Source organism: Burkholderia puraquae (genome assembly GCF_002099195.1).
Lineage (GTDB): Bacteria > Pseudomonadota > Gammaproteobacteria > Burkholderiales > Burkholderiaceae > Burkholderia > Burkholderia puraquae.
In genome coordinates, this window is the sequence record NZ_NBYX01000009.1 from 65276 (window position 1) to 83007 (window position 17732).

Annotated in this window: 15 protein-coding genes; 5 read left to right on the forward strand and 10 right to left on the reverse strand. The window is 67.4% G+C overall.

Annotation, left to right across the window (positions count from 1 at the left end):
* Positions 1-2: 2 nt before the first annotated feature.
* The 5 genes from B7G54_RS18630 to B7G54_RS18650 form a co-directional block, all read right to left on the reverse strand.
* A complete protein-coding gene (locus B7G54_RS18630) occupies positions 3-1373 on the reverse strand; it encodes an MdtA/MuxA family multidrug efflux RND transporter periplasmic adaptor subunit (protein ID WP_085040416.1) in 1371 nt (456 codons plus the stop codon).
* A 253-nt stretch (positions 1374-1626) separates the two neighbouring features.
* Positions 1627-2451, reverse strand: coding sequence for an IclR family transcriptional regulator (locus B7G54_RS18635; RefSeq protein WP_085040417.1), 825 nt, complete (start codon positions 2449-2451; stop codon positions 1627-1629).
* Between the two features lie 592 nt (positions 2452-3043).
* Positions 3044-5008, reverse strand: coding sequence for a PhoX family protein (locus tag B7G54_RS18640; protein WP_085040418.1), 1965 nt, complete (start codon positions 5006-5008; stop codon positions 3044-3046).
* A 159-nt stretch (positions 5009-5167) separates the two neighbouring features.
* A complete protein-coding gene (locus B7G54_RS18645; RefSeq protein WP_085040419.1) occupies positions 5168-6361 on the reverse strand; it encodes an ammonium transporter in 1194 nt (397 codons plus the stop codon).
* A gap of 264 nt (positions 6362-6625) precedes the next feature.
* Positions 6626-6961 (reverse strand): hypothetical protein, encoded by a 336-nt coding sequence (locus tag B7G54_RS18650; protein ID WP_085040420.1) that lies wholly within the window; start codon positions 6959-6961, stop codon positions 6626-6628.
* Positions 6962-7153: 192 nt separating this feature from the next.
* Between B7G54_RS18650 and B7G54_RS18655 the strand changes: the two genes are divergently transcribed.
* The 4 genes from B7G54_RS18655 to B7G54_RS18670 all read left to right on the forward strand — a co-directional run bounded on the left by B7G54_RS18655 (position 7154) and on the right by B7G54_RS18670 (position 9617).
* Positions 7154-7582: a BCAL1086 family glycoprotein gene (locus B7G54_RS18655; protein WP_069247561.1), complete on the forward strand. Its 429-nt coding sequence runs from the start codon at positions 7154-7156 to the stop codon at positions 7580-7582.
* A gap of 90 nt (positions 7583-7672) precedes the next feature.
* Positions 7673-8128, forward strand: a complete 456-nt coding sequence (locus tag B7G54_RS18660) for an Rrf2 family transcriptional regulator (protein WP_085040421.1) — start codon at positions 7673-7675, stop codon at positions 8126-8128.
* A 129-nt stretch (positions 8129-8257) separates the two neighbouring features.
* Complete coding sequence (locus B7G54_RS18665; protein ID WP_085040422.1) at positions 8258-8899, forward strand: NAD(P)-dependent oxidoreductase; 642 nt, start codon at positions 8258-8260, stop codon at positions 8897-8899.
* 247 nt (positions 8900-9146) lie between these two features.
* Positions 9147-9617 carry an Lrp/AsnC family transcriptional regulator gene (locus B7G54_RS18670; RefSeq protein WP_011351482.1) on the forward strand — a complete coding sequence of 157 codons (471 nt, stop codon included), beginning with the start codon at positions 9147-9149 and terminating at the stop codon, positions 9615-9617.
* A gap of 42 nt (positions 9618-9659) precedes the next feature.
* Here the strand turns inward: B7G54_RS18670 and B7G54_RS18675 are convergent, their stop codons facing one another.
* From B7G54_RS18675 to B7G54_RS18685, 3 genes are read right to left on the reverse strand one after another with little or no spacing between them, the layout of a single operon-like run.
* The gene (locus B7G54_RS18675) at positions 9660-10433 is read right to left on the reverse strand and encodes an ABC transporter ATP-binding protein (protein WP_085040423.1); all 774 of its coding nucleotides are present in this window, start codon (positions 10431-10433) and stop codon (positions 9660-9662) included.
* 4 nt (positions 10434-10437) lie between these two features.
* A complete protein-coding gene (locus B7G54_RS18680) occupies positions 10438-12126 on the reverse strand; it encodes an ABC transporter permease (RefSeq protein WP_085040424.1) in 1689 nt (562 codons plus the stop codon).
* Positions 12116-13159: a Fe(3+) ABC transporter substrate-binding protein gene (locus B7G54_RS18685; RefSeq protein ID WP_085040425.1), complete on the reverse strand. Its 1044-nt coding sequence runs from the start codon at positions 13157-13159 to the stop codon at positions 12116-12118. The genes B7G54_RS18680 and B7G54_RS18685 overlap by 11 nt, the downstream gene beginning before the upstream one ends.
* 243 nt (positions 13160-13402) lie before the next feature.
* Here B7G54_RS18685 and B7G54_RS38195 point away from each other — a divergent pair, with 243 nt between their 5' ends.
* On the forward strand, positions 13403-13564 hold the full coding sequence (locus tag B7G54_RS38195; protein WP_106408992.1) for a hypothetical protein: 162 nt from the start codon (positions 13403-13405) through the stop codon (positions 13562-13564).
* A 149-nt stretch (positions 13565-13713) separates the two neighbouring features.
* Here B7G54_RS38195 and B7G54_RS18690 read toward each other — a convergent pair whose 3' ends face one another.
* Together B7G54_RS18690 and B7G54_RS18695 are read right to left on the reverse strand one after the other, a co-directional pair.
* Positions 13714-15081, reverse strand: coding sequence for an amino acid permease (locus tag B7G54_RS18690; protein WP_085040426.1), 1368 nt, complete (start codon positions 15079-15081; stop codon positions 13714-13716).
* A gap of 291 nt (positions 15082-15372) precedes the next feature.
* Entirely contained in the window at positions 15373-17664 is a 2292-nt protein-coding gene (locus B7G54_RS18695; protein ID WP_085040427.1) for an FUSC family protein, read from the reverse strand.
* Positions 17665-17732 lie beyond the last annotated feature (68 nt).

A 17732-nucleotide genomic window follows, 5' to 3' on the forward strand; every position in this document is an offset into this window, starting at 1 on the left:
CGTTACTGGGCCGCGGGGGCCGCTGCCTGCGACGCGCCGTGCTTGTGTCCGCCGCTATGGCCGCCGGCGCCCGATGCACCCGACGCCGCAGCGGTGCCGCGTGCGCCCGACGCGCCTTTCGGCTTGTCGGCCGGGATCGAGATCTTCGCGCCTTCGCGCAGGCGGTCGGAGCCGTCGGTCACCACGCGCTCGCCGAGCGACACGCCGCTGACGATGCTCGTGCGTTCGCCGTCGACCGGGCCGATCGTGACCTTGCGCACCGTCACCGTGTTGTCGGGTTTCACGACGTAGACGAACTGGCCGATCGAGCCCGTCAGCACGGCGGACGTCGGCACGATCGTCGCATTGCGCAGCACGTCGACGAGCAGCCGCGTGTTCACGAACTGATTCGGGAACAGCATGCCTTCCTTGTTATCGAAGTTCGCGCGCAGCTTGACCGTGCCCGTGCTCGTGTCGATCTGGTTGTCGAGCGTCGCGAGCGAGCCGGTCTCGAGCGGCACCGTGTTGTTGCGGTTGTATGCGGTAACCGACAGCTTCTGGCCCGCGTTCACCTGCTTGAGGATCTGCGGCAGGTTGTCTTCCGACGTGGTGAAGATCACGCTCATCGGCTGCAGTTGCGTGATCACGACGAGGCCGTTGGTATCGCCCGGCGTCACGTAGTTGCCGGGGTCGACCTGGCGCAAGCCGACGCGGCCCGACACCGGCGCGGTGATGCGCGCATACGTGAGGTTCAGTTTCGCGGAATCGATCGCGGCCTGGTCGGTCTTCACCGCGCCTTCGTATTGCTTGACGAGTGAAGCCTGCGTATCGACGGTCTGCGACGCGATCGAGTCCTGCGACAGCAGCGTCTGGTAGCGCTTCAGGTCGAGGCGGGCCGTCGCGAGCAGCGCCGAGTCGCGCGCGTGCGTGCCTTCGGCGTTCTCGAGCGACACCTGGTACGGGCGCGGGTCGATCTGCGCGAGCACGTCGCCCTTCTTGACGATCTGGCCTTCCTGGAACGAGACCGACTGCAGGTAGCCCGACAACTGCGTCTTGACCGTCACGTTCGCGAGCGGCGTGACGGTGCCGAGCGCGGACAGCACGATCGGCATTTCGCCCTGCGTTGCGGTCGCGACCTGCACGGGCTGCGGAACGTTCGCCATCGCGGCGGGGCCGCCGCGGCCGCGGTGGCCGCCGGCCCCCCCGGCGGCGCTGGCCCCCGCGCCGGTCGCGCCGCTGCCGGCCGCCGGCGTGCGGTTCCACGGGTGCCACCACAGCAGGCCGCCGATGACGACGACCGCGAGTGCTCCGGCCATCAGCGTACGGCGCGGGCGCCGCGCGGCGGGGGACGCGGGGTCTTTCGAAGGGGGCGTGGGCTTTTGTTCGTTATCCATCGTGATCTGTCAGGAAGACGGCGCGGCGTGCCGGAAATCGGACTGCTGGGCTGCGCGTGGGCGAGCGGTGCCGGGAGGGGGCGCCCGGCTCGGTCCGGGCCCCCGCCGGCCTGCGCGGGAAAAGAGCGGTGCGCACCGCGAGTGCGGTGCGACGATGGGCATGATCCTACGTCCCGTCCCCGTTACAGTCCAGCGGTCTATCTTTCAACGGGTTACGGTCGTTACAGAACGCGACAGGACGATGACGAAGCGATTACGCGCTGATGCGCCGGGCCGGTGCGCCGCCGATCTCGCGGGTGATTTTCGCGATGCACTCGTGCAGCGCGGGCACCACGTGTTCGTTCAGCCATTCGGGCGGGCACTGGTGCGACGCGCCACCGCAATTCACCGAATAGCGCTGGCCCGACGGGCCGACGAAACCGGCCGCGACGGCATTCAGGCCCTCGCGCCATTCGCCGATCGCGATCGCGTGGCCGTCACGCATTGCATCGTCCAGCGCAGGGGTCAGGCGCGCGGATACATGCGGCCAGTCGTCGCCCGCCGTGGTGCGCAGCGACTCGAGCAGCAGGCGGCGTTCGTCGTCCTCGAGTGCGGCGAGATACGCGCGGCCGACCGCGGTGCGCGCGATGTCCATCCGCGAGCCGATCTCGAGGCGTGTGACGAGCACGGCCGAGCGCGGCCGGATCACGTCGATCGCGACCATGTCGAGCCGGTCGCGCACGGCGAGGTGCACGGACAGCGACGTGCGTTCGGCCAGCTCGATCATGAACGGCCGCGAACGCGCGCGGATGTCGAAGTTGCGCAGGAAGCCGTGGCTCAGTTCGAGCACCGACGCGGTGAGCACGAAGCGCTCGCTGTCGGGCAACTGGAACAGGAAGCCGGCGCTGACGAGCGTCGCGGTGATGCGCGAGACGGTCGGCTTCGGGATGCCGGTCAATTCGGTCAGCTCGCGGTTGCTGACGGGCGCGTCGGCCGCCGCGATGCGACGCAGCACGGCGAGGCCGCGGGCGAGGGCGGTGATCTCGTCGGGCGAGGATTCACGGTCCCGCGACGCGGGAGGGGTTACAGTTGTCGACACGAGGGATTCTCTCTAATTCCGAAACTCGATTTCAATTTTGTTGGTATTGTAGGACTATTGTCAAAAGATGCATGTTCCGCAGGTGAACCGGTCATTGGATGAGATTTTACGGGTTCACCCTTGGTTTATTAGGAAAACGCTCAAATGAGCATTGCCAGAAAGTGCATGAGCCGGTGCAAATACCGCTTGACTTGTCGGGCGGAAACGGAAAGAATGTCTCACGTTTTCGAAACATCGTTTCAAGAGTTTAACCGGCAACGATGTTTCGCGCAGTCTCTCAGGTTCTAGCACGGCCCTCGGAATGGCTAGAACTTTTTTAGCGCCACGGTCTCCGTGGCGCTTTTTTTTGCCCGTCTTTCTGCTCGTCCATCCGGACGCGTCAGGCCCGTATTATCCCCCCGATCGTCGACCCCCCTGTTTGAACGCGGGCGGCGCCTGTTTGCGCGCGCGCTTGGCGTGATTCGTACGCACAAAAAAAAGCGCGATGCCGCACTGGGCATCGCGCATCAAACGGCGTGGAGCGCCGACGAATGAACGGTGATGAAGAAAGTCGGGCCAGCCCAGGGGGCAGGCCCCGCCTCGCATGGCCCGGTCAGGCCTTCGCGAGCTTGATGCTGGTCTGCTCGGCCGTCAGGTAGCCGACGCTGGCGCCGAAGCGGTCCTTGAAGTTCGCGCGCACGAGCGGATCGAGCGTCGGCTTGACCTTGTCGTGCAGCGGCGATTCCCAGTCGCCCGCGTGCTGGAAGTTGCTCATGATGTACGTCCAGCCGTTGATCTCGTCGACCGCGTGCAGGCCCGTCGATTCGGCGCCGGCCGGGCACGACAGCACGCGCACGAGCGACTTCGTGTCGACGTTGTAGGCCCACAGGAAGTTGTTCACGTGCATGCCCGAGTCTTCGCCGATGAAGAGCGTGCGCAGCTTTTCGGAGAACTTCAGGTTGTCCGGGTTCGCGATCTTGTCCGGGTTCGCGAGGTTGCCGAGCCCGTCGGCCGCGGCGAGATCCTCGCCGACGAGCGCGGCCGGTGCGCCCATGTCGACCGGTACCCATTCGCTGTCGATCGCGCCGCCCGTCGTGTCGCGCTGGCTGCCCTTCAGGTTCAGCGCATAGACGGCGCCCGCGGAGATCTTCTTGTCGACCGCCACATCGCGCGACACTGCATTGCCCTTGACCATCGACGTCTCGATCCGCGACATCGCCGTGTAAACGATCTTGTCCTTCGCGTTCACGGTCGTGCCTTCGAGCTTCGTGAAGCCCATGCTGCCGCCGAGCAGCGCCGCATAGCGGTGCGTCTCGAGGAACGCGGCCGCCTTTTCCATCCCCGGCTTCACGCGCATCCAGTTGAACTTGCCGCCGAAGTGGATCTTCGCGTAGCTCGCATCGTTCGGGTCGGTGGTCGTCAGGTCCATGATGTCCGACGCCTTCAGCGTGTTCGCGAGCGCTTCGATCTCGCTGCTGGTGGCGTGGCCGATCTTGATCCACGTGAGCGTCGCGGTGCCCGCGCCGGCAGACGACGTCTGCGTCCACTTCGAGACGTACAGCGTGCCGGCCGACAGGTCGGCCGCCTTGTCGGCGACGAACATGAACAGGCCGCCGTTGGTGGCGTCGTCACCCATCATCACGGTGCGCTGGTCCGGCATCACCTGGATCAGCTCGTGCGAGATGCGGCCGAGGCAGTAGTGCTTCTTCACCGTGCCCGTACCGTCCGGATTCACGGTGATCTCGGGCAGGTGGCCGTAGTGGTAGGGGTTCGCCTTCGTTTCGTCGCCGAACGTATTCTTGCTGAACGCCTTGAATTGCGCGTCGGTCGCAACCTTCGTCGCGTCCGGCTCGTATTCCTCGCTCGACAGGTGCGTGCCCCACGGCGACAGGCTCGCGCCGCAGGTGATCCACAGGCCGTGCGCCTTCGACGTGTCGACGTTGTGGTACTTGACGACCTTCAGCGCGCCGTTGGCCGGATCCTGGTCGAGCGTCAGCACTGCGATCGGCGAAGGCAGCTGGCCGTACTGCGATGCGCTGGCCTGGTCGCGCGTCGTGTATTCGAACTGCACGACGGCGAACACCGTGTTGCCCTTCACACCGGGCACGTTCGCGTTCTTCAGCGTCAGCAGCGAGCTGCCGTCCGGGCAGTCGGAATAGAACTGGCGCTCCTTGCCGGCAACCGAGCGGTCGATGATCGGCTGGTTGTTGATGTCGTAGTAGCCGCCCGCGAGCGTCGTGCCGCCCTTGCCGTCCGGCACCAGGTCGCCCGTCACGAAGAACGGCCGGTACGCCAGCTTGAAGTTGCGCGCCGAGCCGTCCGAGAACGACACCGACAGCGTCGAGCCGACCGTCGTGGTGGCCATCGCGGCCGCGTTGTCGAGCGTGGGTGCGGCCATCGCCGAGAACGTCGCCGACGTGTAAGCGGCGGCGACCGGGGCCGGCGTGGACGCGGGATCGTCGTCGCCGCCGCAACCCGTCAGCAGGGCCGGCAGCGCGAGGCCGGAAAGAGGAAGCATCGGCGCGCCGGCGAGGATCTTCAGGGCCTGACGACGGGAAGCATTGGGCAACGCGGGCATGTGGAGTCCAGTTTCAGTTGTTGGAAGAATGGCCTTCGCGAAGCAGGCGCTCGGCAAGCTCGACGAAGGCGAATTGAAAACTGGACGGAAGTGTAAGGATGCTCGATGAAAGTTTTTTGAATTGAAAACGTAATGGCGCGTCGGGCGTTCGTCAGGCGCTCAATCGCGTTCGGGCGTCGCCGAGATGCGGTGGATCGACAGGTCTGCGCCGTCGAACTCGGCTTCGCGGTCGAGGCGCAGGCCGACGGTCGCCTTCAGCGCACCGTAGACGAGCGTGCCGCCCGCGGTCGCGATCGCGATGCCGCCGAGCGTGCCGACGAGCTGCGACATGAACGACACGCCGCCGAGGCCGCCGAGTGCGGGCAGGCCGAACACGCCGGCCGCGAGGCCGCCGAGCGCGCCGCACATGCCGTGCAGCGGCCACACGCCGAGCACGTCGTCGATGCGCCACTTGTTCTGCACGCAGGTGAACATCGCGACGAACAGCGCGCCGGCCGCGGCGCCCGTGACGAGCGCGCCGATCGGGTGCATCACGTCGGAGCCCGCGCACACCGCGACGAGGCCCGCAAGCGGCCCGTTGTACGTGAAGCCCGGGTCGTTGCGGCCGGCCATCCACGCGGCGAGCGTGCCGCCGACCATCGCCATCAGCGAGTTCACGGCGACGAGGCCGCTGATCTTGTCGAGCGTCTGCGCGCTCATCACGTTGAAGCCGAACCAGCCGACCGCGAGCACCCACGCGCCGAGCGCGAGGAACGGGATGTTCGACGGCGGGTGCGCGGCGATCCGGCCGTCCTTCGCATAGCGGCCGTGGCGCGCGCCGAGCAGCAGCACGGCCGGCAGCGCGACCCAGCCGCCGAACGCGTGCACGACGACGGAGCCCGCGAAATCGTGGAACGGCGCACCGAACGCGTGCGTGAGCCATGCCTGCACGCCGAAGCGTTCGTTCCACGCGATCCCTTCGAAGAACGGATAAATGAAGCCGACGATGATCAGCGTCGCGACGAGCTGCGGATTGAACTTCGCGCGCTCGGCGATGCCGCCGGACACGATCGCAGGGATCGCCGCCGCGAAGGTCAGCAGGAAGAAGAAGCGCACGAGCGCGTAGCCGCTGTGCTGCGACAGCGAACCGATGTCGTCGAAGAACTCGACGCCGTACGCGATCGTGTAGCCGATGAAGAAATACGCGAGCGTCGACACCGAGAAGTCGACCAGGATCTTCACGAGCGCGTTGACCTGGTTCTTCTTGCGGACCGTGCCGAGTTCGAGAAATGCAAAGCCCGCGTGCATTGCGAGCACCATGACGGCGCCGATCAACAGGAACAGTGTGTCGACGCCGGATTTCAGACCATCCATGCCGTGGCTTCCTTGCGCAAAAAACGGGCAAGGAATGCAAGTATCGAGCCAACTTGGTGAGCGACTGCGCGGAGTTGGTGCCGCAGTACCGCGTGATGCGGCATCCCGGTGAATCGTGCACGGGAAGGGGGCGCGGCCGGCACGGGCCGGGTGTGATGCCCGGTGCACACGTGTGGTGCGGTGCGTGCGGAACTGGTGCGTGTGACGGGCCGATTGGTGCGGCGTGGTGCGCGATGGTGCGTTGCTGCGCACCGATCCGGCGCGTCAGTGGCGCGGGAACAGCAGGGGCGGCCGGCGCAGCCGCAGCGCGCACGCCGACCAGTAAGCGGCGACGGTTGCCAGCCCGAGCGCGGCAAACGCGAGCGCCGCGAAGCCCGCAAGCGACTGGCCTTCGCCGCCAGGGCCGAGGATGCCTTGCGCGACGATCAGCGCGGCCGTCCAGAAGCCGATCACGGCCTGCGTGAGCAGGCGCGCGGACGCGACGCGGCGCGGGCGCCCGGATTCGGCCAGGCGGCGCGCCGACGGCGGGCGCAGGCACAGGAACAGGGTGGTGGCGAGCAGCGCGGCCAGCGCGATGAGCCAGTCGATGAGGAAATCCATGAGGAAAAGGGGCACGTCCGAAGCGGATTGAAGCGTGTCCACTTTAGTGTCCTCGCGTGTGCGATTGAATCAGACGAGTCCGAAATTGAAAGCCGTTTTTAATGGCGGAGCGTGATTGGGCGTGTTCCACAGGCGGTATCATCGACGTCGGTCCAACCACGAGGCGGCGCGACGCGCGGCCGGAGATTGCTGATGAACATGAAGACATCGCGGGCGCGTCGCGTGCCCGGGTCCGTACTGGCGGCCGTCGCCGCCGGTGCACTGCTGTTGCTCGCGGGCTGCGAGAAGTCCGGTGCGCCGGCCACGCAACCCGATACGGCCGCGAGCGCGGCCGCCGATGCCGCGAACAATGCGGCCAAGGCGCTCGACCAGGTGGCGAGCACCGTCAACCAGCAGCTCAACGCCGCGAAGGCCGGCATCGCGTCCGCAGCGTCGGCCGTGCCGCCGCTGTCCGCGAGCGGGCTCGCATCCGCCGCGCAGGCGCAGATCGACGCGGCCGCTTCCGCGGTCGTCGCGCATGCGGCTTCCGAAGCCGGCGCGAAGATCGCGGAAGCCGGCAAGAAGCTCCAGCAGTGGAGCCAGCAGAATGCCTCGGGCGCCAAGCCTGCGAGCGGAGAGTGATGCGGGCTTGCATGATCCGCAAAATGTAATTATGATGGTTACATATGTCGCCGGCTGCGGGATGGGCCGGCGTCGTTCAGTGAGTCAGGAATGAATACCAGCAGCCGGTTCGCGTTTGCCGTCCACGTGCTTGCCTTGCTGTCGATGCAGGAAGGCGTGCCGCTGTCGTCCGACATCATCGCGGGCAGCGTGAACACGAATCCGGCGCTGATCCGCCGGTTGCTGTCGATGCTGGCGGCCGCAGGGCTGACCACGTCGCAACTGGGCGCGGGCGGCGGTGCGCTGCTGGCGCGCGAGCCCGGTGCGATCACGCTGCTCGACGTATATCGCGCGGTCGACGATGCGCAACTGTTCGCGCTGCACCGCGAGGCGCCGAATCCCGCGTGTCTCGTCGGGCGGCACATCCAGGGCGCGCTGACCGACTACATCGGCGACGCGCAGCGTGCGATGGAAGCATCGCTCGCCACGCGCACGCTGGCCGACGTCACGGCCGACGTGCTGGATCTGGAGCAGCGCACGCAACAGGCGGCGCACGCCGGCGGGTGACCGGCGGCAGGGCAGGAAGCCGGACGGCGCGAGCGGCGCGGCGACCGGCGCAACAGGGGCTTTGCCCCGTTTTTTTCGGTCTTATATGTAATTAACTGTGTTACATATTTTTATTACTGGAGAATCGATATGACGCAACGTACCTTGAATATCGCGCTGTTCGGCGCCACCGGCACGATCGGCTCGCGCATCGCTGCGGAAGCCGCACGACGTGGCCATCGCGTGACCGCGCTGTCGCGCAATCCCGGCGCGGCCGGCGACGGCATTACCGCGAAGGCGGCCGACCTGTTCGACGCGGCGAGCATCGCGGCCGCGCTGCCGGGCCATGACGTCGTCGCGAGCGCGTACGGCCCGAAGCAGGACGATGCGGCGAAGGTCGTCGCGGCCGCGAAGGCGCTGGTCGCCGGTACGCGCCAGGCGGGGCTGAAGCGGCTCGTGGTGGTGGGCGGTGCCGGTTCGCTCGAAGTCGCGCCCGGCAAGCAGCTTGTCGACAGCGAGGGTTTCCCGGAAGCGTACAAGGCGGTCGCGCTCGCGCACCGCGACGCGCTCGACTACCTGAAGACGGTTGGCGATCTCGACTGGACGTTCTTCGCGCCGGCCGCGCTGATCGCCCCGGGCGAGCGGACGGGGACGTTCCGCACGGGCGTGGGCAAGCTGATTGCGGACGCACAGGGCAACAGCAAGATCTCGGCGGAAGACTACGCGATCGCGTTCGTCGACGCGCTCGAGCAAGGCAGCTTCGTGCACGAGATCGCGACGGTCGCGTATTGAGCGGCGCGCCGGCCGGCGGCGCGTGAGCGCCGGGCCGGCCGCGACGTGCAGGAACGCCAGGCGATTCCACCTTGACGGGCGGGATCGCCTGTTTCGTTTGGAGCGGGCCGCGTGCCGGCGGATTCGCTCGTCCCGCGCGCGTACCGGATCGGTATTTATACCGGTCGACGCGGCGAAGCGGTTTTCATATTGTTCCCCGTTGTGCAGGATGAATAGAATAAATTTCTATCTACGAGGGACTGGAGAAATGGACGCCATCGATCGCAAGCTGCTGGAGCTGTTGCAGGCGGATGCCACGCTGCCGATCGCGGAACTGGCACAGCGCGTGAACCTGTCGCAGACGCCTTGCTGGAAGCGCGTGCAGCGGCTCAAGGAAACCGGCGCGATTCGCGCGCAGGTTGCGCTATGCGATCCGCGCAAGCTCGGGGTCGGCACGACCGTGTTCGTCGCGATCCGCACGAACCAGCATACCGAGGAATGGGCGCAGCGTTTCACGCAGGCCGTGCGCGACATGCCGGAGGTGGTCGAGGTGTACCGGATGAGCGGCGAGACCGATTACCTGCTACGCGTCGTGGTGGCCGGCATCGACGATTACGACCGCGTCTACAAGCAACTGATTCGCGCGGTGCCGCTGTTCGACGTCAGCTCGTCGTTCGCGATGGAGCAGATCAAGTATTCGACCGCGCTGCCCGTGCGCGACCTTGCCGAACCGGCGTAGCGCGACCATGAAACGACGCGGGCGCGCATCGCGCCCGCGGGTTCAGCGGCCGCGTGCCAGTGCGCGCGCGCGTTCGTCGGCCAGCGCGTCGCGGCGCACGAAATCCGCGACGAACCGGCTGGCCGGGTGGTGGTGCAGTGCGTACGGCGTATCCCATTGTGCGAGCTGGCCGTCCTTCATCACGCCGATCCGGTCGGCGATCGCGAACGCTTCGGCCTGGTTGTGCGTGACGAGGATCGCGGTGTGGCCCGTGCGTTTCAGGATGTCGCGCAGCTCGAACGCGAGCCGCTCGCGCGTATCGACGTCGAGATTCGAGAACGGCTCGTCGAGCAGCAGCAGTTCCGGCGATGGCGCGAGCGCACGCGCGAGTGCGACACGCTGCTGCTGGCCGCCCGACAGCTCGTGCGGATACGCGCCGCCGGAATCGGCGAGGCCGACGAGTTCGAGCATTTCCGCGACGCGTATGCGCCGTTCGGCCTTCGGCATGCGCCGCAGGCCGAACGCGACGTTGTCCGCCGCGCTCAGGTGCGGAAACAGCGCGTAATCCTGGAACATCATGCCGATGCGGCGCCGCTCGGGCGGCACGTCGAGCGACGGCGCCGCGACGGGCGTACCGTCCAGCACGATGCGCCCCATGCGCACCGGTTCGAAGCCGGCGATCGCGCGCAGCACGGTGGTCTTGCCGCAGCCCGACGCGCCGAGCAGGCAGCCGATGTCGCCGCGCGGCAGCGCGAGGCTCAGGCCGTCGACCACGGTGCGGCGGCCGTGCGGCGTGTCGTAGGCGAGGCAGAGGTCATCGAGTTCGAGCAGGTTCACGGTGTCAGGCTCCGATCTTGTGGCGGGTGCGGGCGAGCAGGATCACGGGCACGAGCCCGGCCAGCACGATCGCGAGCGCGGCGACCGCGCCTTCCTCGTAGGTGCCGCGCGCGGCTTCCGCATACAGCCAGGTCGCGAGCGTGTCGAAGTTCAGCGGACGCAGCAGCAGCGTCGCCGGCAATTCCTTCATCGCGTCGACGAACACCAGCAGCGCGCTCGTCGTGAGCGCGGGCCGCAGCAGCGGCAGATGCACGCGGCGCAGCGTGCCGCCGGCCGTCTCGCCGAGCGAGCGCGCCGCCTGTTCGAGCGACGGCGGGATGCGCGCGAGGCCGGCTTCGATGCTGCCGGCCGGGATCGCGAGAAAGCGCACCGTATAGGCGATCACGAGCGCGGCCGCCGAACCCATCAGCAACAGCCCGTCGCGGCCGAGTGCCGCGCCGAACAGCCGGTCGGCCGCCGCGAACGGGATCAGCAGGCCGATCGCGAGCACGGTGCCCGGCACCGCATAGCCGAGGCTCGCGATTCTCGCGCACACGCGGGCCGGGCCTGCACGGGCGCTGTCGCGTTGCGCGCGCGCGGCCCATGCGACGACGAGCCCGCACGCGAGCGTCGCGACGGTGGCGGCGGTGGCGATCGTCAGCGTGTTCGCGAGCCCCGTCATCAGTTGCGCGGACACGCCGCCGACCAGGTGCAGCCGCTTGGCCGTCTCGACCGCGAGGTACGCGGCCGGTGCGCCGAAGCCGAGCAGCACGGGCAGCCAGCCGAGCACGGCGGCGCCGAAGGCGGCCGTGCCCGTGAGGCGGCGCGGCGCGATCGGCCGCATGCGCCGGCCGTGCGCGTAGCGCTGGCGGCGGCGCCCATAGCGTTCGAGCACGATCATGCCGACGACGATCGCGAGCATCGCGAGCGCGATCTGCGCGGCGCCGGCGAGATCGGAGCGCGTGATCCATGTCGTGTAGACGGACACGGTCAGCGTCTGAACGCCGAGGAATTCCGACGCGCCGATATCGTTCAGCGTTTCGAGCAGCGCGAGGCTCACGCCGACCGCGATCGCGGGCCGCGCGAGCGGCACGACGACGCGCCAGAACGTGGCGATGCGTCCTGCGCCGAGCGTGCGCGCGGCTTCGAGCAGGCTCGCGGACTGCGTGACGAACATCGCGCGCGTGCTCAGGTACACATACGGATACAGCACGAAGCCGAGCACGAAGATCGCGCCGGGCAGCGAGCGCAGGTCGGGCAGGCGGAACTGGCGCGGGCTGTCGAAGCCGAGCATCCAGCGGACCGCGCCCTGTACGGGGCCGATCGGGTGCAGCAGGTCGAGATACGCGAACGCGACGATGTAGGTGGGAACCGCGAGCGGCAGCAGCAGCGCCCACGTCAGCATGCGGCGGCCGGGAAAATCGTACGCGGTGACGAGCCAAGCGCAGCCCGTGCCGACGACCGACACGATCGCGCCGACGCCTGCGAGCAGCAGCAGCGTATTGACGAGCGCCTGCGGCAGCACGAATTCGGCGAGATGCCGCCAGTGCGCGAGATCGGCGTCGAACGCGGCGGCCACGAGCACCGCAAGCGGCGCCGCGACCGCCGCGGCGATCGCCAGCGCCGCGAGCAACCAGAGGCTGCCCGCGCGCGGCAGCAGGCGCGGCCGGCCTGGCGGGCGGTGCGCGCCGGCGGTTGTTGCGTCAGTTGTCAAAACCGACCTTGTCGACGAGCTGGCTCGCCTGCTTGCGGTGCTTCGCGATGTCCGCGAGCGGCAGCGGGTCGATCTTCAGCGTGCCGAAGCTCGCGATCACCGGGTCGAGCTTCACGTTCGCGCGCACCGGGTATTCGTAGTTCGCCTGCGCATACAGCGCCTGTGCTTCCGGCGACACGAGGTATTCGAGCAGCTTCACCGCGTTGGCCTTGTGCGGCGCATGCTTCGCGACCGTCGCGCCGCTGATGTTGACGTGCGTGCCGCCGCTCTTCGCGTTCGCGAACGTCGGGCGCACGACCTTGATCGCGTCGCCCCACTTGCGCGCATCGCTGCCGGGCTCGGCATTCTTCATGTGACCGACGTAGTACGCGTTCGCGAGGCCGACGTCGCAGATGCCGCCGAGAATGTCGCGCGCAACGTCGCGGTCTCCGCCCGTCGCCTTGCGCGCGAGGTTCGCCTTCACGCCGCGCAGCCACTTCTCGGTCGCCGCTTCGCCGTCGTGCGCGATCATCGCCGCGACGAGCGCCGTGTTGTACGGATGCTGGCCCGAACGGATGCAGACCTTGCCCTTCCATTTCGGATCGGCGAGATTCTCGTAGCGGAACGCATCGACCTTCAGGTCCTTCTCGACGTACAGCACGCGGTCGCGCAGCGACAGCGCGTACCAGTCGCCGTTCGCGCCGCGCAGGTTGGCGGGAATCGCGTCGTCGAGCGCCTTCGAGCGCACCGGCTGCGTGAGCCCGCCGTCGACGAGATCGAGCAGGTTGCCGACGTCGACCGTCATCAGCACGTCGGCCGGCGACTGTGCGCCTTCCGCCTTCACACGTTCGAGCAGGCCGTCCTTTACGAACACCGTGTTGACCTTGACGCCGCTCTGTTTCGTGAACGCGTCGATGAGCGGCTGGATCAGCTTCGGTTCACGGGTGGTGTACAGGCTGACTTCCTCGGCCGCGTGGGCCAGCGGCGCGAATGCGGCGGCGGCAAGGGCGAGAGCGCCGGCAAGCGGCAGCAGGCGGGTGCGCGGATTCGACATGAAGACTCCGGAAGGGGCAGGTGGACGAAGGGAGCGTTCCGGGGCGCGCCTGCCGCCCGAGCGATCCGGAACATTACAAAATGAAAGACGCGAGATTCTAGATCGAAATAGGAACGATTATCAAATGAAAGCTTGCGGCGGACAGAGGGAGGATGGGGAAGGGCGGCGGAAACGGTGCGTCGCAGCGGGGGCGCAAGCGCGTAGAATGCCCGCTTCGATGAATTTGACGGAGTCGCCCCGACCATGAACGATCAGCGCAAGAAGAACCCTGTCCGCAACGTGAGCATCCTGATCGTCGTGGCCGTGCTGCTCGTGATCGGGACGATCCTGTACAACGCGATCTCGCAGAAGCACGCGTACGACGAGGCCCATCCGGCCGAGGCCGCGGGCGCGGCGTCGCACTGACGTGCCGATGCGCGGCCCGGCGGGCCGCGCACGGGGTGGGGGATGTGAAGGGGACGAATCCCCGGCTGCCGGCGCGGCAGGTGTCGCGCGGAGCCGGGAGAGAAGCGGGCGCCGGAACCGGCGCGCCGCGTACGCAGGTCAGCCGTGCGTCAACGTGACGCAGGTGCGAATTTCGGGCGGATCCGCGCGTAGAACACGGCCGCGAGCAGCGCGAGCCACGCCGCGCCGACATAGAGCGCAACGCGCGTGTCCTCGAACCAGCCGAGCATCACGATCACGAAGCCCATGAACGCGATCGTCAGTGCCGGTGCGACCGGCCACAACGGCACCTTGAACTTCAGCGCCGCGACTTCGGCGTTCGACAGCCGGCGGCGCATCGCGACCTGCGACAGCAGGATCATCAGCCACACCCACACGGTGGCGAACGTCGCGATCGCCGCGACCATCAGGAACACGTCCTTCGGCATCAGGTAATTGAGCAGCACGCCGACGAGCAGCGCGACCGCCATCACGAGCACCGTGACCCACGGCACGCCGTGCCGCGACGTGGTCATCAGCACGCGCGGTGCCTGGCCCTGCCGCGCCATCCCGAACATCATCCGGCCCGCGCCGAAGATGTCGCTGTTGATCGCGGAGATCGCCGCGCTGATCACCACCAGGTTGAGGATCGTCGCGGCCGACTTCACGCCGAGCGCCGAGAAGATCTGCACGAACGGGCTGCCGTCGCCGCCGACACCGGTCCACGGGCTGATCGACATCAGCACGACCATCGTCAGCACGTAGAACAGCAGGATGCGCGCGGGTACCGCGTTGATCGCGCGCGGAATCACGCGTTCCGGATCTTTCGCTTCGCCGGCGCTCATGCCGATCACCTCGATCCCGCCATACGCAAAGATCACGACCGACAGCGACGCGATCAGCCCGCCGACGCCGTTCGGCAGGAAGCCGCCATGGTTCCACAGGTTCGCGAACGTCGGCACGTCGGCCGAATGGCCGAAGTGCATGCCGGTCAGCAGGATCGCGACGCCGCCGCCGATCATCGCGACGATCGCGCCGACCTTGATGATCGACAGCCAGAACTCGAGTTCGCCGAACACCTTCACGTGGCACAGGTTCAGCCCGCAGATGATCGCGACGACGCCGAGCACCCAGATCCATTGCGGGACATCCGGAAACCAGAAGCCCATGTAGATGCCGAACGCGGTGATGTCGGCGATCGCGACGATCACCATTTCGAGCGTGTAGGTCCAGCCGGTGACGAATCCGGCGAACGGGCCGAGGTTCTCGGTCGCGTAGTGGCCGAACGAGCCGGCAACGGGTTCGCGCACGGCCATCTCGCCGAGCGCGCGCATCACCATGTAGACGGCTGCGCCACCCAGGATGTACGCCAGGATCACGGCCGGGCCTGCGAGCTGGATCGCGGACGCCGAACCGTAGAACAGGCCTGTGCCGATCGCCGAACCCAGCGCGAGAAAGCGGATGTGCCTCGCGCTCAGGTGGCGCTGCAAGTTTTTCATCGTGTCTCCGATATCGTTATGCGACGGACCGGGCGAGCGGAGCCGGTCCGATTGGCTCAAGTTGTCTATACAACTTAAATGTGAACGAATGATAACAAGCCGGGCCGGGTGACCGGAATCGGGTATTCCCTGACTGGCGCGACGGGCGCAATAGGGGATTGGGCGGTCGCGCAGCGAGGGCGCAGGCCGCGTGGAACGGGCGGGTCATGCTTCGGGGATCGCTGAATCGGGGAGCGCCGCTGGCCGATCCGCGGCATGCGCGGGCCGGCCACCGGCGGGGGAAAGCCGCGGTCAGGCGGGCAGGCGGATCACGCTCGCATCCTTGCGGATCAGCAGCGACGACGCGAGCATCTGCTTGCACTGGTGCGCGAGCACCTTCAGGTCGTGCGTGAGCTCGGCACCCACCGCCGCGGATTTCTCCGCGGACACGACCATCGCGTCGAGGTCGCGCGTGATCTGCTTCGACGCGTCGAGCTGATCGGCGGGCGGCGGCTCGCCGGCCTCGGCCTTCTCGAGATTGTCGAGCACCGCGGCGAGGCCGCGATGCAGCGCGTCGTCGTGGAGGATGCTGCCGTCGGCCGCGCAGGCCGCGCGGATCAGCGGCGCGGCGGCCGTGATCTGCGCGCCGAGCACGTGCGTCTGCACGAGCAGGTCGTTCAGTTCGGGCACGAAGCGCTGGTGCGCCTTCGGCTCGATCATCATCCGCTGGAACGCCTGCCCGAGATTCGCGAACGCGATGTGCACGTCCTTGCGCGCGAGGCGGTAGCGGTAGTCGTCGTCGAGGGTCGTGGCCGGCGCCTCGATGGCTGCGGCGATGACCGGCACGACGGCCGCGCCGTCGGCGGCCGGCACCGGCGGCGGCGACGCGCCGCGCCCGGCGCGCCACACGGCTTCGAAATACTTGCGGGTGGCGGTGAGCATGTCGGCGACCTGCTTGCCCATCAGCCGGTATTCCCAGTACGGGAACAGCCGGCTCGCGGCGATCGCGATCATGCAGCCGACCACCGTGTCGATCGCGCGTTCGCCGATGATCCGCATGCTGCCCGGCGCGAGCAGGTGGAACATCAGCAGCACGTACGACGACGTGAACACGACGCTCGCTGCGTAGTTGAACAGCAGCAGGCTGTAGCTCATCACCATCGACGCGAACATGATCGCGATCAGCAGGTGCGGCTCCTTCACCGTGTAGATCAGCGCAATGCTCGCCGCGCAGCCGATCAGCGTGCCGATGATCCGCTGCGCGTTGCGCTGCTTGGTGAGCGAGTAGCCGGGCTTCAGGATGATGATGGTCGTCATCACGATCCAGTACGCGTTCGTGAGCGGCAGCAGGCGGCCGAGCCAGAACGCGACCGCCACCGCGATCGTCACGCGCAGCGCGTGGCGAAAGCTCGGCGAGCGCATGTTCAGGTTCGAGAAGATCAGGAGCGGCGACATCCGGCGGCGCTGCAGGAAGCGCGTGAGCGCCTTGTCGATCTTCAGTTCGGTTTGCTGAGGATCGGCGTGGCCCGACAGGTTGCGGCGCATCCGGTCGATCAGGCGCGTCGCGCTCCAGATGCGCCGGAACGTGGCCAGCACGGCCGCATACGCTTCCGCGTTGGTGGCCGGGAAGTTCTTCTTGCGCATCAGCTCGATCTCGTACTCGATCGCGCGCAGTTCGGCCTTCACGCTGATCCGCGAATGCGGCGCGCGGTTCTCGAGCACCGCGAGGCCGATCTCCTCGAGATCGGCGGCCGCCTTGCCGATCAGGTCGCGATAGAAAATGATGAGATCGGAGCCGCCGAACGTGTTGCGCACCAGCGGGTAATCGGTGTGTGCGCCGACGAACAGCTCGTGCAGGTCGACGCTGTTGATGAACAGGTTGTACATCGTCGTGCGGCCGGGATCGAGCTTGCCGCGGCGCAGCTTCGGCAGGTTGCGCAGCACGATGTCGCGCGCGGTTTCCTGGGTTTCGACCGCCGTGATCTGCTTGGCGACGAGATTGCGGTAGCACTCGTCGAGATCGGCATCGAGATCGTAGAATTGCGCGCGCGCGAGCAGGTAGTCGGCGCAGGCGAACAGGCTCTCGGCGAGCGCCTGCTGCTCGATCCGGCGGGCCTGCCATTGCGACACGAGCGTGGCCCAGTACGTGTACCAGAGGCCGCCCGCGAGAATCCAGCCGGCGTTGATGAACGCCTGCAGCGGCGTGAACTTTTCCTCGAGCGTCATCACCATCATGAACAGCGTCGCGAAGCTGATCTGCGGCCAGCGGTTGCCGTAGACGACGATCAGCGACAGCACGAAAGTGAGCGGCACGATGGTGAGCCACAGCACGAAGATATTCGGTGTTGCAAGGCCGGTTGCGAGCGCAGCCAGAAAACCGATCACGCTGCAAGCGAGCATTTCGTTGTGCTTGTACTTGAGCGGGCCCGGCATGTCGACGACGCATGCACCGAGCGCGCCCGTCGAGATCGTGAAGCCGAGCTCCCGGTTGTGAAACACGATCAGGCACAGCACGGCCGGCAGCGAGACGCCGACCGCGATCCGCAGGCCGCCGAAAAAGTACTGGCTGTAGAAAAACTTTCTGATTTCGACCGAATAGCGCATCGATGGGCTGAATGGCAGACGAAGACGCCCGGGGGCGGCGTATTGACTGGCGACGAGTCTATCGTATT